The following is a 14,175-nucleotide window of genomic DNA, read 5'->3' on the forward strand; positions in this document are numbered from 1 at the left end:
TCAGGACCGGTAATCGCCGTTGATCGCCACATACTGCTTGGTCAGGTCGCAGGTCCAGACCGTGGCCGAGCCCTTGCCGACGCCCACATCCACCGTGACCTCGAACTCCGGCTTCTTGACGTAGGCGCTCATCGCCGCTTCGTCGTATTCGGGCGAGACCAGGCCGTCGCGGGCCGCATAGAGGTCGCCGAACTTGATGCTGATGCGCTCGCGGGCCACCGGCTCGTCGGCCCGGCCGATGGCCATAGCGATGCGGCCCCAGTTGGCGTCCTCGCCGGCGAAGGCGGTCTTGACCAGCGGGCTCTCGGCGATGGTGCGGGCGATCTTGCGGGCGCTGGCCGGGCTTTCGGCGCCGTTGACGGTGACGCGGACGAACTTGGTCGCGCCCTCGCCGTCGCGCACCAGCTGCTGGGCCAGATCCAGCAGCAAGGCGTCGAGCTTTTCACGGAAGTCGGCCAGGCGGCGGTCGCCGGCGCGGTGGATCTTGGGCGCGGTCGACTGGCCGGTGGCGAACAGCAGCAGGGTGTCATTGGTCGAGCGGTCGCCGTCCACCGTCACGCTGTTGAAGGTGGTGCGGGTATAGAGGCTGACCAGGGTCTGCAGGGCCGCCGGCGCGATGGCCGCGTCGGTGGCCACGAAGGCCAGCATGGTCGCCATGTCGGGCGCGATCATGCCCGAGCCCTTGGTGATGCCGGCGATCTTGACCTCGTGCCCGTCGATCAGGGCCGTGGCGAACGCGCCCTTCGGGAAGGTGTCGGTGGTCATGATCGCCTGGGCGGCCTGCGGCCAGGCGTCGGCCGTCAGGCGCGTCTCGACCTCGGCCAGGCGGGCGGTGATCTTGGCGTCGTCGAGGATCACCCCGATCACGCCGGTCGAGGCCATCATCACGTCGCGCTGGCGGCAGTCGAAGCGCTTGCCCACAGCGGTGGCCACCCGGCGCACCGCGTCGGCGCCCGGCTTGCCCGTGAAGCTGTTGGCGCAGCCGGCATTGACCACCAGGGCGCGCACGTCGGCGCCGCCGGTGGCGGCCAGCTGGCGCTTGCACCAGTCGACCGGGGCCGAGCCGACGCCATGACGGGTGAACACGCCCGCCGCGCTGGTGCCCTCGGCGAAGCGCATCAGCAGCAGGTCTTCGCGCTCGTGCTTGTAGAAGCCCGCGCGGCCGGTCGCGATCTCGACACCGGCGATCGGCGGGATATGCGGGAACGGCACGGCCAGGGGCGAGATCGCCAGACCGGGCTTGCCCGGCGCAGGCGCCGCCTTGGCGGGCTTGTCGTCGCGACGGCGCGTGGCCCGCTTCAGGGCCGAGGCCAGGGGATCCAGGGCGCGTTCCAGGCTCTGGCCCACGCGCTCGACGGCGCCCGGCGCGGCGGCGTCGGCTTCGGGCTTGGCGAGCGTCTTGTCGGTCTTGGAGGGCATCGGGTCGTCTCGACTAGTTCTTCTTCGCGGGCGCAGGCGCAGGCGAAGCCGCGGGAGGCGCAGGAGGCGCGGAGGCCGGGGCCGAGCCTTGCAGCTCCACCGGCGGGGCCGACGCCGGCTCCTCGGGCGCGCCGGGAACGTCCTGGGTCTTGCTGGCCAGCATATCGACCTTGGCGCCGCCGCGCAGCTTTTCCAGCAGGTCGCGGACCTGATCATAGGTCAGGAAGCGCACGATCTGCGGACGGGCCGCCTCGAGCGTGATCGGCTCTTCCATGCGCTTGTCCTCGACACGCAGGATCGCCCAGCCGCCCTCGGTGGCGAACGGTCCGACCAGCTGGCCCTTCTGGGCGGTCTTCAGCGGGGCGGCATAGGCCTCGGGCATCACGTCGACGGTGAAATAGCCCAGGTCGCCGCCGTTGAAGCGCGTGGCCTGGTCGGTCGAGCGCTCCATGGCCAGGGCGTCGAACGAGGCGCCGGTGGCCAGAAGCTTCTTGATGCTGTCGGCCTCGGCCTGGGTGGCGACCAGGATCTGGCGGGCGCGGATTTCCTCGGAGCGCTTGGACAGCTTCTGCTGCTCGGCATAGAGGCGGCGGATGGCGTCTTCATTGACGGCCTTCTCGACCACGCTCTCGACCAGCATGTCGCCCAGGATACGCTCGCGGGCGGCGGCCAGGCGGCGCTGGGCCACGGGATCCTTGTCCAGCTTGCGCTTGAGGGCCTCGGCGGCCAGCAGCTTCTGGTCGACCACCTCGTCCAGGCGCTGGCGGAACACGTCGCTGGAGATGTCCAGCGGCTCGCCCTCGCTGATCAGGCCCTGGGCGACGGCCTCGCGCTTGACATCGGAGGCCCAGACATTGTGCCCGTTGACGCGGGCCACGGCGGTATCGCCCGGCTCCGGCGGCTTCTCGGCGCTCTTGTCCTGACCGCAGGCGGCCAGAATGACCGTGACGGCGAGAGCGGCCCAAACGCGGCTGTGGCGGAACTTGATCAAGGACGGATCTCCGAAACACCTTAGCGACCGGCTCTAGCGTGGTTTCGGCCGCAGGGGAATGCAACTCCGGCGCATCCCGCCGACCGCTTTTCGCGAAAGCGAGCCAGCGGGACAACCAAACGCGGTAAAGGCCGGAAACCTTCGCCTTTACCATGCTCTATAAGGGGGCCTCGCGTTGACACTGGCAGGGTCGCTGCTTAAGTCTCGCGCGCGCCGTAAGGGCCGGAATAGTCGTGCTTGGTAATGACCTTGCGCGATCCCCAACGCCCACAGCGCCTAACACTTCACCGGAATTTCGACTTCATGCTCGGCTTCGCCAAAAAGCTCTTCGGCTCTTCCAACGACCGCAAGGTCAAGACGCTGACCGCCCGTGTGGCGAAGATCAACGCCTTTGAGCCGCAACTCGCCGCACTGTCCGACGAGGCGCTGAAGGCCAAGACCGACGAGTTCAAGGCGCGCCTCGAGAAGGGCGAAACCCTCGACGACATCCTGCACGAAGCCTTCGCCGTGGTGCGCGAGGCCTCCAAGCGGGCGCTGGGCATGCGCCACTTCGACGTCCAGCTGGTCGGCGGCATGGTGCTGCACTTCGGCGGCATCTCGGAAATGCGCACGGGTGAAGGCAAGACCCTGGTCGCCACCCTGCCCACCTATCTCAATGCCCTGGCCGGCAAGGGCGTTCACGTCATTACCGTCAACGACTACCTGGCCAAGCGCGACGCCGAGTGGATGGGCCAGATCTACAACTTCCTGGGCCTGAGCTATGGCGTGATCGTCAACGGCCTCAGCCAGGGCGACCGTCAGCGCGCCTATCGCAGCGACATCACCTACGGCACCAACAACGAATTCGGCTTCGACTATCTGCGCGACAACCTCGTCTACAGCGTCGAGGAAATGGTCCAGCGCGGCCACCACTTCGTGATCGTCGACGAGGTCGACTCGATCCTGATCGACGAAGCCCGCACGCCGCTGATCATCTCGGGTCCGACCGAGGACCGCAGCAGCCTGTACAAGACCGTCGACGTCCTGGTGAAGGAGCTCATCAAGGACAAGACCAACTACGATCACGACGAGAAGCAGAAGCAGGTCATCCTCACCGAGGACGGCCAGGAGCGTATCGAAGAGGTCCTGATGTCAGGCGGCCACCTGGCCGAGGACACCGCCGGTCTGTACGACGCCGCCAACATCTCGCTGGTCCACCATGTGAACCAGGCCCTGCGCGCCAACGTGCTCTACACGCGCGACAAGGATTATATCGTCAAGGGCGACGAGGTGATCCTGATCGACGAGTTCACCGGTCGCATGATGACCGGCCGCCGCCTTTCGGAAGGCCTGCACCAGGCCATCGAGGCCAAGGAAGGCGCCGACATCCAGCCCGAGAACCAGACCCTGGCCTCGGTGACCATCCAGAACTATTTCCGCCTCTACACCAAGCTGTCGGGCATGACCGGCACGGCCTCGACCGAGGCTCAGGAATTCGACGACATCTACAAGATGGGCGTCAGCGAAATCCCGACCAACCGTCCGGTGATGCGCATCGACGACGACGATGAGGTCTATCGCACCGAGCGCGAGAAGAACGACTCGATCCTGATTCAGATCGCCGACTGCCATGCGCGCGGCCAGCCGATCCTGGTCGGCACCGTGTCGATCGAGAAGTCAGAGGAGTTGTCCAAGCTCCTGTCGACCTATGCCTACAAGGTCGAGATGTCGCGGGCTCCGAAAGCCGAGCACGCCGGCAAGGACGACAAGGAACTGGCCAAGATCGGCGATGACGCCTTCGACATCGTCTACAAGACCGGCAAGGGCATTCCCCACCAGGTGCTGAACGCCCGCTTCCACGAGCAGGAAGCCGGCATCGTCGCCGACGCCGGGGCGCCCGGCGCGGTGACCATCGCCACCAACATGGCCGGCCGCGGCACCGACATTCAGCTGGGCGGCAATCTCGACATGCGTCTGGCCAGCTGGCGCCAGCAGCAGAAGGGCCTGGGCATCACGCCGCTGCCCGCCGACGAACTGGCCATGCGCGCCGAGATCGAGGCCGACATCGCCGAGTCCAAGGCCAAGGCCCTGGCCGCCGGCGGTCTGTTCGTGCTGGGCACCGAGCGCCACGAAAGCCGCCGCATCGACAACCAGCTGCGCGGCCGCACCGGCCGTCAGGGCGACCCGGGCCGGTCCAAGTTCTTCCTGTCGTGCGAAGACGACCTGCTGCGCATCTTCGCCGGCGAGCGTCTGGATGCGATCATGCGCACCTTCGGCGTCCAGGAAGGCGAGGCGATCACCCACAAGTGGCTCAACAACGCCATCGCCACCGCCCAGAAGCGCGTCGAGCAGCGCAACTACGAGATCCGCAAGAACCTCCTGAAGTACGACGACGTCGTCAACGACCAGCGCAAGGCCGTGTTCGAGCAGCGCCAGGAGTTCATGGAGTCGACCGACCTTTCCGACATCATCCACGAGATGCGTCGCGACGTGGTCGACGACCTGGTCCTGCGCCACCTGCCACCCAAGGCCTATGCCGAGCAGTGGGACATCGAGGGCCTGACCGAGCGGGTCAAGTCGATCCTGGGCCTGGACCTGCCGCTGGCCGAATGGGCCGCCGAGGAAGGCATCGCCGACGAGGAGATGCGCGAGCGTCTGACCAAGGCCGCCGACGCCTACGCCGCCCAGCGCGAAGAGATCATCACCCCCGAGCAGATGCGTTCGGTCGAAAAGAGCTTCCTGCTGCAGATGATCGATCTGCAGTGGCGCGAGCACCTTATGCACCTGGACCACCTGCGCAACGTCATCGGCCTGCGCGGCTACGGCCAGCGCGATCCGCTCAACGAGTACAAGACCGAAGCCTTCAGCCTGTTCGAAAAGCTGCTGGGCGACCTGCGCACCAACACCACCCGCTGGCTGATGACGGTCGAGATCGCCTATGCCGAGCCCGAGCCCCTGCACAGCCCGGAAAACCTGATCGAGGTCCATATGGACCCGCTGACCGGCGAGAATATCGCCACGGCCGGCGCTCTGCCCGAGGGTCTGTCGCCCCAGCAACGCGAGGCCCTGCCGGTCTCGGTGCTGCCGGAAGGCTGGGAAAACACCAGCCGCAACGGCGCCTGCCCCTGCGGCTCGGGCAAGAAGTTCAAGCAGTGCCACGGGTCGCTGGTCTAGCGGCTTCCGGGCTTTGAGTTTGAGTTGCCAAGCGCCCGCCCCGGGGAACCAGGGCGGGCGTTGTCTTGAGCCCTCCCCCTTGATGGGGGAGGGTTGGGTGGGGGTGGCTGGGCCGCTCAGCTTGATTGGGGCCCTTGCCGGCTGAACCGCCGCATCACCCCCATCCCCGGCCCTTCCCCCATCAAGGGGGAAGGGAGAAGACTGGCGCTTTCGCCGCCCCGGCGCCTATGCCGCCCCAACCAGCATCACGGCCCCGTCACCCGCCACCTGACCCGTTGACGCGCCCTGTTGACGCATCGGGCCGGCGCGGGGCTAGCTGGCGGGCCGTTCGACGAAAGACCCTCCATGCGCCTCGCCAGCCTCGCCGCCGCCGCCCTCGTCCTGATCGCGGCCGGTCCCGCCGCCGCCGCGCCCAAGACCTTTCGGCAGTTGCTGGACATGCCCCGCGCCCAGCCGACGGCCCACATCCCCTACGGGGCCGAGCCCGAGCAGTTCGGCGATCTGTGGCTGCCGCAGGGGCCCGGCAAGCATCCGGTGGTGGTGCTGATCCATGGCGGCTGCTGGCAGGCCAAGTATCCCAGCGTCGAGCTGATGGCCTATATGGCCAAGGACCTGCAGGGGCGCGGCTATGCGGTCTGGAACTTGGCCTATCGCCGGCTGGGCGAGCCGGGCGGCGGCTATCCGGGCACCTTCGTCGATGTGGCCAACGGCCTGGACAAACTGCGCGCGCTGGCGCCCGAGCATCATCTGGACCTGAAACGCGTGGTGGTGGCGGGGCACTCGGCCGGCGGGCATCTGACCACCTGGGCGGCGGGCCGCGATCGCCTGCCCAAGGCCAGCCCCCTGCGCGTGGGCAAGCCGCTGAAGATCCGGGGCGCGGTCAGCCTGGCCGGCATCAACGACCTGGCCGCCTATCGCGCCACCGGTCCCGACGCCTGCGGCGGGCCCGACACCATCGACCAGCTGACCGCCGGCGCCGCGCTGCCTGATCGCTATGCCGACACCTCGCCGCCGGCCTTCCTGCCGATCAGGACGCCGCTGGCGGTGATCTCCGGCGCGCTGGACCCGATCGTGCCGCCGGTGTTCGGCGTCGACTTCGCGGCCAGGGCCAAGACGGCGGGCGACCGGGTGGAAGAGATCACGATTGCCGACGCGGGGCATTTCGAGCTGATCGACCCGACCTCGGCGGCGTGGGCGCGGATCGTGGGGGTGATCGACGCGATGGCGGGCAAATAAGCTTCCGCACGCTTCCCCTTTTTCCACCGTCATTCCCGCCCTTGTGGCGGGAACCCCTCGTGCCGCCGCAAGGGCGGGAGGGGCGAAGTGCGCGCGCACTTCGCTGGCGCTTCACATGCGAGCTGAACCAGGGGTTCCCGCCACAAGGGCGGGAATGACGGTGCTATTGTAGAAGACTAAGGCCGCACCACGCACCCGGTCTCCGGCCCCGCCCGGCCTTCCAGCACCGCCAGATAGGTCGCCGCGATGGCGTCCTGGCCCTGGCCGGTCTCGACCTTCAGCCAGCGCCCGGCGTCGGCGACGAAGGCGCTCCAGGCCGCGCCATAGCGGCTCTCGAAGCCGCCGGGACCCCAGTCTTCCTGGCGCTTTTTCACACGGTCGGGGGCGAAGAACAGGATCGGCTTGGGACCAGGCAGGTCGCCCGCCCCGCGCGCGGCTTCCCAGTGCGTGCCGCCGACCAGACAGGAATAGGCCAAGTCGTCGCCGAACCGCCGATGGACCGCGCCCAGCACGCCGGCGTCGCCCGCGAAGTCGACAAAGACCGCCGGCGTGGCGATCGGCGCCGTGGGGAAGTCGTCATAGGTCACGACCTGGTCGTAGAAGCCCAGGGCGTCGACAAAGGCCACATTGCGCGCCGAGGTCAGGCCCACCACCTTGGCCCCGCCGCGCTGCTTGAGCAGGAAGGCCAGGCCGATGGCGGTCTTGGACGAGGCGCTGGACAGGATGATCGATCCCGCGCCGAACATGGCGTGCTCGTCCAGGAAGTCATCGATCAGGAAGCCGGTGATGAACAGCGGCTGCAGCAGGGACCGCAGCGCCTCTGTTCCATCCTCGGCGTCAACAGCCGTGTACTGATTATAGACCGCCGCCAGATGCTGGCGGTGCGGCGCGGCGTCGGCGAAGCCGCCGCGCGTCTTGCGGGGCTGCACCGTCAGGTGCGTCGACATCGGATAGTAGCCGTAGAAGCGCTGACCGACCGCGATGTCGGGGTGGCTGGAGGCCTCGACCGTCGCGAAACCCCAGACCGGCACGCGGCCGAAACCCTCCGCCGCCGGGAAAAAATCCCAATAGCGCATGGCCTCGCCGAACACGGCATAGGTGATGTTGTTGGCGGTCAGGGCGAAGCTGTCGACGGCCAGGCGAACCTCGCCCTCGGCCAGGTCCGGCAGCGTGGCGGGCTGGAATTGTGTCTGTCTCAGGTCGGTCTTGGCGACCAGAAAATCCCAGGCCATGGCGGCGCTCCCTTGGTTGTTGGGGGTGAGGTAAGCGCAGCTGAAGCCCCGACGTCAAACGATTGTTCGACATCCAAAACGGCTTGTCATCCCGGCCGCAACGAAGTGGAGAGCCGGGACCCAGGGCAACCGCGATGCGGCGGCCCTTGGGTCCCGGATAGCCTCTGCGAGGCTTCCGGGATGACAAGGTTTGGTCGGCGCCTAGGCTGCATTCACCCAGTTGCCGTGGAACCCGAACGGCACGCGCCGGGGCAGGCTGGCGCTCGCCACCGGACCCGCTGCGACGTTCATCGCGTCTAGCACGACCAGCTCGCTGGTGTTCAGCTGGCCGCGATAGACTACCGCCGTCAGCCAGCCCTCGCCCTCCGGCGCAGTCGGTGAGGCCGGGGTGAAGACCGCCTCGGACACCGCATCGCCGGCCGGCACGCTCCATTCGCTGCGACGGCCCGTCTCCAGGTCGATATGGGCGATGATGTTGGTGCGGAAGTCGCCGGGCTTGAGGCTCTGACCGACAAACCAGCCGTGGCGATAGGGCAGGCCCGCCAGCCGCTCGTCGAAGCGCGGGAACTCTCCGGCCAGATCATCGAGCGGCGTCTCGCTCACCGACCCGCTGGCCAGGTCGATCGTCCAGCGCACCAGATAGGCCGCCGCGTTCTCGCCCCGCGTGCCGTCGGCCTTGGGGAACAGCGGCGCCGAGGCGTAGCGCATCACGTCGACGATGATGGTCTCGCCCTCATCGAAGGCGTTCATCACATGGAAGACATAGCCCTTGGGGGCCTCGATCCACCGCAGACTGGCCACGCCCTGGTCGCGGCGCAGCACCGCCAGCTGGCCGCCCTTTTCCGGCTCCCAGGCAAAGACCGGCTGGCCGCCCATGGCCCGCTGCAGGCTGCCGGTGAGGGGCAGCACCGGAATGACCACATGCTCGCGGGTGACCGCGAAGTCGTGGATCATCGAGCAATAGGGCGCCTCGAAGGTCTCGCGCTTCAGCAGGGTCCCGGCCGCATCGGCCACGCCCCAGCTGACCTTGTTCGACAGCGGCATCGGATCATCGGCATAGGCGAAGAACACCATCTCGCCGGTGATCGGGCAGGTCTTGGGGTGGGCCGTGACCTTGCCGCCGAAGTCGGCGAAGCCCTCGGGCTCCATGTCGCCCTGGCTGACCGTGAAGGGCGCGTTGCTCTCAACGAGAGCCATCAGCTTGCCGGCGTGCTGGACGACATTGGTGTTGGCCACCGCGCCGTCCGTGCGGCCGATCACCGAAGGATCCGAGGTCATCGGATTGCCCCAGCTGCCCCACAGGGCCTGGCCCGCCTCGTGCTCCGTCTGCCACTTGGGCGTCTTCACCCAGCGGTTCTTGTAGGTCACTCGACCATCCTTGATCGCGAAGGCGTGCAGCATGCCGTCGCCGACGAACCAGTGATAGTTGCCGTCGCGCGGCTCGAACTGCGGATTGGGCCCGTTGCGGTACAGCGTCCCCGTCAGGCCGGGGGGCAGGACGCCCTCCACCACCAGCTCAAAATCATCCTCGCTGCGCACCGGCGCGAAATTGCCGGTCAGATAGGGGTTGATGCGAACCTCGCCGTCCATGGTCGGTCTCCGGGCTGTGGTCGTGATGGCTTATTGTTTACGTTGTAAATTTATGTTGTAAGAAAATCAGTCCGTCAACTGGGATTCGTCAGTGCCCCGCGTCCTGTCTTCCGAAGACATCGAAGAGTTCCGTCGTCGCCTGTGCGTGGCCGCCGAGGCCCTGTTCGCCGAACGTGGCCCCGAGGCCGTGACCATGCGCGAGCTGGCCACCGCCATGGGGGTCAGCCCGATGACGCCCTATCGCTATTTCCAGGACAAGGACGCCATTCTCGCCGCCGTGCGGGCCGCCGCCTTCACCCGCTTCGCCGAGGCCCTCGAGGCCGGAGTGGGGCCCGCGGCGGCCCCGATGGAACAGTCTCGCCAGGCCGGCATGGCCTATATCGAGTTTGCCCTCGCCCAGCCCCAGGCCTACCGGCTGATGTTCGACCTCAACCAGCCGACCGAGGCCGACTATCCCGACCTGCAGGCGGCTGTGGCCCGGGCCCGGCGGACCATGACCGTCCACGTCGAGGGCATGATCAAGGCCGGCCTGCTGGAGGGCGACGCCGAAATGATCGGCCACATGTTCTGGTCCGTGCTGCACGGCATGCTGATGCTGCAGATCACCGGCAAGCTGGCCCCGACGATCGACCCCCAGGCCCTACGGCGCCTGATGTTTGCCACCCTGCTGCGCGGACTGGGGCTGCCGCAGCCCTGATCCCGCCCGGCCCGGCCCGGCCTCCGGATTGTCACCGAGACAATGTTTCCGTTGCAGGGCGGGACGCCAGGGATCAAAGGCGGGACGCCCGCCCAAAAGGACCCGCCGATGACCGCTGCGCCCCTGCCCCTGCGCCATCTGTTGCTGGCCCTGGCCGTGGTGGCGGTGTGGGGCACCAATTTCGTGGTCATCCGCGTGGGGCTGGATCACTTGCCGCCCCTGCTGTTCGCCACCCTGCGGTTCACCCTGGTGCTGCTGCCCATGGCCTTCTTCGTCAAGCGGCCGGACGTGCCGTGGCGCAACCTGGCCGCCTATGGCGTGCTGATCGGGGCCGGACAGTTCGGGATGCTGTTCCTGGCCATGAAGGGCCATATCTCGCCGGGGCTGGCCTCGCTGGTCGTGCAGACCCAGGTGTTCTTCACCATCGGCATGGCCATGAAGATCAATGGCGAGCGGGTGCAGCCGTTCCAGGTCGTCGCCCTGCTGCTGGCGGCTTCCGGCATCGTGCTGATCGCCGCCCATGGCGGCGGCTCGGCCACGCCGCTGGGCGTCGGGCTGGTGCTGCTGGCCGCCGCCGGCTGGTCTGGCGGCAATATCGTAGCCCGTCAGGCCGGCAGCGTGAACATGCTGGGCTATGTCGTCTGGGCCAGCCTGTTCTCGATCCCGCCGCTGTTTATGATGTCGCTGTGGCTGGAAGGCTGGAGCGCCATGGTCGCCGGGGTGCGCAATGCCGACGCCCTGACCTGGGCTGCGGTGCTGTGGCAGGCGGTGGGCAACACCATGTTCGGCTATGCCGCCTGGGGCTGGCTTCTGGCCCGCTATCCGGCCGCCACCATCTCCCCGATGGCCCTCATGATCCCGGTGTTTGGCATGGGCGCCTCGGCCCTGATGCTGGGGGAAGCCTTGCCCGCCTGGAAGCTTGGCGCCGCCGCCCTGGTGCTGACGGGCCTGGCGGTGAACATGCTGTGGCCGAAGATCAGAGGGCGGTTCTTGGTGGCGAAGGCCTAGCAACACTTCCGCTCTCCCCGGCGAAGGCCGGGGCCCAGATCGAACCCAGAGAGGCGGGAGTTTTCACACCGTCGGAAGGCGCATCATCCCCAGACGCTCTGGCTGAATCTGGGCCCCGGCTTTCGCCGGGGAGAGCGGAGGTTGGGGTTGACCTCCCCCACGTCACCCGCCTGACCCTCTCCGCAAAACAGGGAGGACGCCATGGCCACGCCGTTCAAGGTCGAGTGGAGCCCGCAGGCCATCGACAAGGTCCGCGACCAGATCCGGGCCTATGAGTTCCCCGTCGCGCCCGAGGGGACCTTCGCGAGCGGCGGCTGGAACCATGGCTGCGACGCCGACACCCTCAAGCGCCTGACCGCCTACTGGGCCGACGGCTTCGATGTGGCCAAGGCGCAGGAGACCCTCAACCGCTATCCGCAATTCACCGCCCGGGTCGAGGACCTGGACATCCACTTCGTCCACGTGGTCGGCGAGGCGGGCGGCAAGCGGCCCCTGCTGCTGACCCACGGCTGGCCGGGCAGCCATTTCGAGTTCTGGGACGCTATCGAGCCCCTGGCCTTCCCCTCGCGGTTCGGCGGCGACCCGGCCGACGCCTTTGATCTGGTGATCCCGTCCCTGCCAGGCTTTGGCTTTTCCGGAAAGCCCAAGGCGCCGATCGGCCAGCGGGCCACGGCAAGGCTGTTCAACACCCTGATGACCCAGGAACTGGGCTATGAGCGCTACCTGGCCCAGGGCGGCGACTGGGGCGGGCTGGTGACCTCATGGCTGGGGCTGGACCACGCGGCGCACGTCAAGGCCATCCACCTGAACATGATCGGCTTTCGCCCCCACGGCGCGCCTCAGGGCGAGGCCGAGGCCGCCTGGATCCAGCGCACAGCCTTCGCCATGGACATGATGGGCGCCTATCTGCGCCTGCAGGTCTCCAAGCCCCAGTCCCTGGCCTGGATGGGGGCCAATAATCCCGTCGGCCAGGCCGCCTGGATCCTGGAGCGCTTCCACGACTGGGCCGATCTGTCCGGCAAGCCCTTCGAGACGGTGTTCAGCCCCGACAAGCTGCTGACCAACATCATGCTCTATGTGATGACCGGCAGCTTCACGACGGCCGCCTGGTACTATCGCGGCGTCATGGAGGAAGGCGGCGTCACCCTGCCGGCCGGGACCCGATGCGAGACGCCCACCGCCTTCGCCAACTTCCCCGGCGAGGTGCTGTATCAGGCCCCGCCGCGCTCCTGGTGCGACCGGGCTTACAACATCCAGCGCTGGACCGAGATGCCGCGCGGCGGCCACTTCGCGGCGATGGAAGAGCCTGAACTGTTCGTCGAAGATGTGCGCGCCTGGGCCCGCCAGGCCTGACCCTGAAACCGGAGACCTCTGATGACTCTCAAGACCGGCGGCTGTCTGTGCGGCGCCATTCGCTACGAGATCGACGCCGAGTTCATGGGCGTCGCCGTCTGCCACTGCAGGGACTGCCAGTACGCCTCGGGCGGCGGCCCCAACTTCATCGCCATGGCGCCGCGCGACAGCGTGCGGTTCGTGGAGGGCGCGCCCAAACGCTATGACCGGCCGGGCGGCAGCGGCGCCACTGTTGGACGCGTCTTCTGCCCCGACTGCGGCACGCCCCTGCTGTCGGACATCGGCGCGCCGTTCCTGGCCGTGAAACTGGGTGGGCTGGACGACTCCGCCGATCTCAAGCCTGGCGTGCGCATCTGGACCAGCTCGGCGCCGCCGTGGCATGTCATCGACCCCGCCACGCCCGGCTTTCCAGAGAATCCGCCGTTCTGATGACAACAGCCCGCTACGACTTCGCTTCCGACAATGTCGCGGGCGCCATGCCCGAGGTGATGGAGGCGCTGATCGCCGCCAATGCGGGCACGGCCTCGGGCTATGGGACCGACCATGTCAGCGCCGCCGCCGCCGACCGCATCCGCGCCCTGCTGGACGCCGACGCCCAGGTGCGGTTCACGGCCTCGGGCACGGCGGCCAACGCCTTTGCCCTGACGGTTCTGGCCCAGCCGCACGAGGCGGTGCTGGCCCACGAGCATGCTCACATCTGCACCGACGAGACCGGCGCGCCCGGCTTCTTCGGCCAGGGCGTCGGCCTGATCGGCCTGGCCGGCGCCTCGGGGCGGATCGCGCTTGCGGCGCTGGAGACGGCCCTGGCCCGGCCCGAAGTGTCCTACAACCAACCTGCCGCCGCCCTGTCCCTGACCACCGCCACCGAGTACGGCACGGTCTATGACGAGGCTCACCTGCGGTCGCTGATCGCGCCGGTGAAGGCCAGGGGCTATGGCGTCCACTTGGACGGCGCGCGGCTGGCCAATGCCGTGGCGGCGGGCTTTGACCTGAAGTCGGTGGCGAAGATGGGCGTCGACATTCTAGTGATGGGCGGCACGAAAGCCGGCTCGACCCCGACCGAGGCCGTGGTGTTCCTCAATCCGGGTCACGCCCGGCGGCTGGACGCCCGGCTCAAGCACGCCGGCCAACTGGTCAGCAAGAGCCGCTTCCTGGCCGCCCCGTGGCTGGGCCTGTTGGGTGAGGCAAACGATGGCGGACCCTGGGCGGCGCGGGCGGCCCACGCCAACGCCATGGCCCGGAAACTGGCGGCCCTGATGCCCTTCCCCATCCGCCACCCGGTCGAGGCCAATGGCGTCTTTGTCGACATGGACGAGCCAGCGCTGGAGCGCCTGCGCGGCGAGGGCTGGTTCGTCTATCGCTTCCTGGACGGCACGGCCCGCTTCATGTGCTCCTGGGCTACGACGCCGGAGATGGTCGAGGATCTGGGCGCGGCCTTGAAGCGTGTGGCTTAGACCCGGCCGAGAACCCACGACCCGCTCTCCCCGGCGAAGGCC

11 protein-coding genes and 2 pseudogenes are annotated in these 14,175 nt (G+C 68.0%); 9 read left to right on the plus strand and 4 right to left on the minus strand.

Features of this window, described 5'->3' with window-relative positions:
* Together argJ and ACW176_RS01130 are read right to left on the minus strand one after the other, a co-directional pair.
* Window positions 1-1,419, minus strand: a complete 1,419-nt coding sequence (gene argJ, locus ACW176_RS01125; RefSeq protein ID WP_492110566.1) for a bifunctional glutamate N-acetyltransferase/amino-acid acetyltransferase ArgJ — start codon at window positions 1,417-1,419, stop codon at window positions 1-3.
* A 13-nt stretch (window positions 1,420-1,432) separates the two neighbouring features.
* Window positions 1,433-2,410 (minus strand): peptidylprolyl isomerase, encoded by a 978-nt coding sequence (locus ACW176_RS01130; protein WP_492110567.1) that lies wholly within the window; start codon window positions 2,408-2,410, stop codon window positions 1,433-1,435.
* A 303-nt stretch (window positions 2,411-2,713) separates the two neighbouring features.
* Here ACW176_RS01130 and secA point away from each other — a divergent pair, with 303 nt between their 5' ends.
* The 3 genes and pseudogenes from secA to ACW176_RS01145 all read left to right on the plus strand — a co-directional run.
* Window positions 2,714-5,563: a preprotein translocase subunit SecA gene (gene secA / locus ACW176_RS01135; RefSeq protein WP_492110568.1), complete on the plus strand. Its 2,850-nt coding sequence runs from the start codon at window positions 2,714-2,716 to the stop codon at window positions 5,561-5,563.
* Between the two features lie 345 nt (window positions 5,564-5,908).
* Window positions 5,909-6,799 carry an alpha/beta hydrolase family protein gene (locus tag ACW176_RS01140; RefSeq protein ID WP_492110569.1) on the plus strand — a complete coding sequence of 297 codons (891 nt, stop codon included), beginning with the start codon at window positions 5,909-5,911 and terminating at the stop codon, window positions 6,797-6,799.
* 15 nt (window positions 6,800-6,814) lie between these two features.
* Window positions 6,815-6,957, plus strand: a pseudogene (locus ACW176_RS01145) (hypothetical protein); the annotation flags it as partial.
* Between the two features lie 18 nt (window positions 6,958-6,975).
* Here the strand turns inward: ACW176_RS01145 and ACW176_RS01150 are convergent.
* The gene (locus tag ACW176_RS01150; RefSeq protein ID WP_492110570.1) at window positions 6,976-8,031 is read right to left on the minus strand and encodes a DUF2855 family protein; all 1,056 of its coding nucleotides are present in this window, start codon (window positions 8,029-8,031) and stop codon (window positions 6,976-6,978) included.
* A gap of 75 nt (window positions 8,032-8,106) precedes the next feature.
* On the opposite strand from ACW176_RS01150, the pseudogene ACW176_RS01155 reads away from it, so the two are divergent.
* Window positions 8,107-8,189 (plus strand): annotated as a pseudogene (locus ACW176_RS01155) (hypothetical protein); the annotation flags it as partial.
* A 43-nt stretch (window positions 8,190-8,232) separates the two neighbouring features.
* Here the strand turns inward: ACW176_RS01155 and ACW176_RS01160 are convergent.
* A complete protein-coding gene (locus tag ACW176_RS01160; protein WP_492110571.1) occupies window positions 8,233-9,621 on the minus strand; it encodes a carotenoid oxygenase family protein in 1,389 nt (462 codons plus the stop codon).
* 91 nt (window positions 9,622-9,712) lie between these two features.
* Between ACW176_RS01160 and ACW176_RS01165 the strand changes: the two genes are divergently transcribed.
* From ACW176_RS01165 to ACW176_RS01185, 5 genes are all read left to right on the plus strand, one after another.
* A complete protein-coding gene (locus ACW176_RS01165) occupies window positions 9,713-10,318 on the plus strand; it encodes a TetR/AcrR family transcriptional regulator (protein ID WP_492110572.1) in 606 nt (201 codons plus the stop codon).
* Window positions 10,319-10,426: 108 nt separating this feature from the next.
* Complete coding sequence (locus tag ACW176_RS01170) at window positions 10,427-11,326, plus strand: EamA family transporter (RefSeq protein WP_419318301.1); 900 nt, start codon at window positions 10,427-10,429, stop codon at window positions 11,324-11,326.
* A gap of 201 nt (window positions 11,327-11,527) precedes the next feature.
* Window positions 11,528-12,679 carry an epoxide hydrolase family protein gene (locus ACW176_RS01175; RefSeq protein WP_492110573.1) on the plus strand — a complete coding sequence of 384 codons (1,152 nt, stop codon included), beginning with the start codon at window positions 11,528-11,530 and terminating at the stop codon, window positions 12,677-12,679.
* A gap of 21 nt (window positions 12,680-12,700) precedes the next feature.
* Window positions 12,701-13,108 carry a GFA family protein gene (locus ACW176_RS01180; RefSeq protein ID WP_419318305.1) on the plus strand — a complete coding sequence of 136 codons (408 nt, stop codon included), beginning with the start codon at window positions 12,701-12,703 and terminating at the stop codon, window positions 13,106-13,108.
* The gene (locus tag ACW176_RS01185; protein WP_492110574.1) at window positions 13,108-14,133 is read left to right on the plus strand and encodes a beta-eliminating lyase-related protein; all 1,026 of its coding nucleotides are present in this window, start codon (window positions 13,108-13,110) and stop codon (window positions 14,131-14,133) included. Before ACW176_RS01180 ends, ACW176_RS01185 begins: the two co-directional genes overlap by 1 nt.
* Window positions 14,134-14,175: the final 42 nt, after the last annotated feature.

Source organism: Caulobacter sp. FV1ye13L (assembly GCF_058681155.1).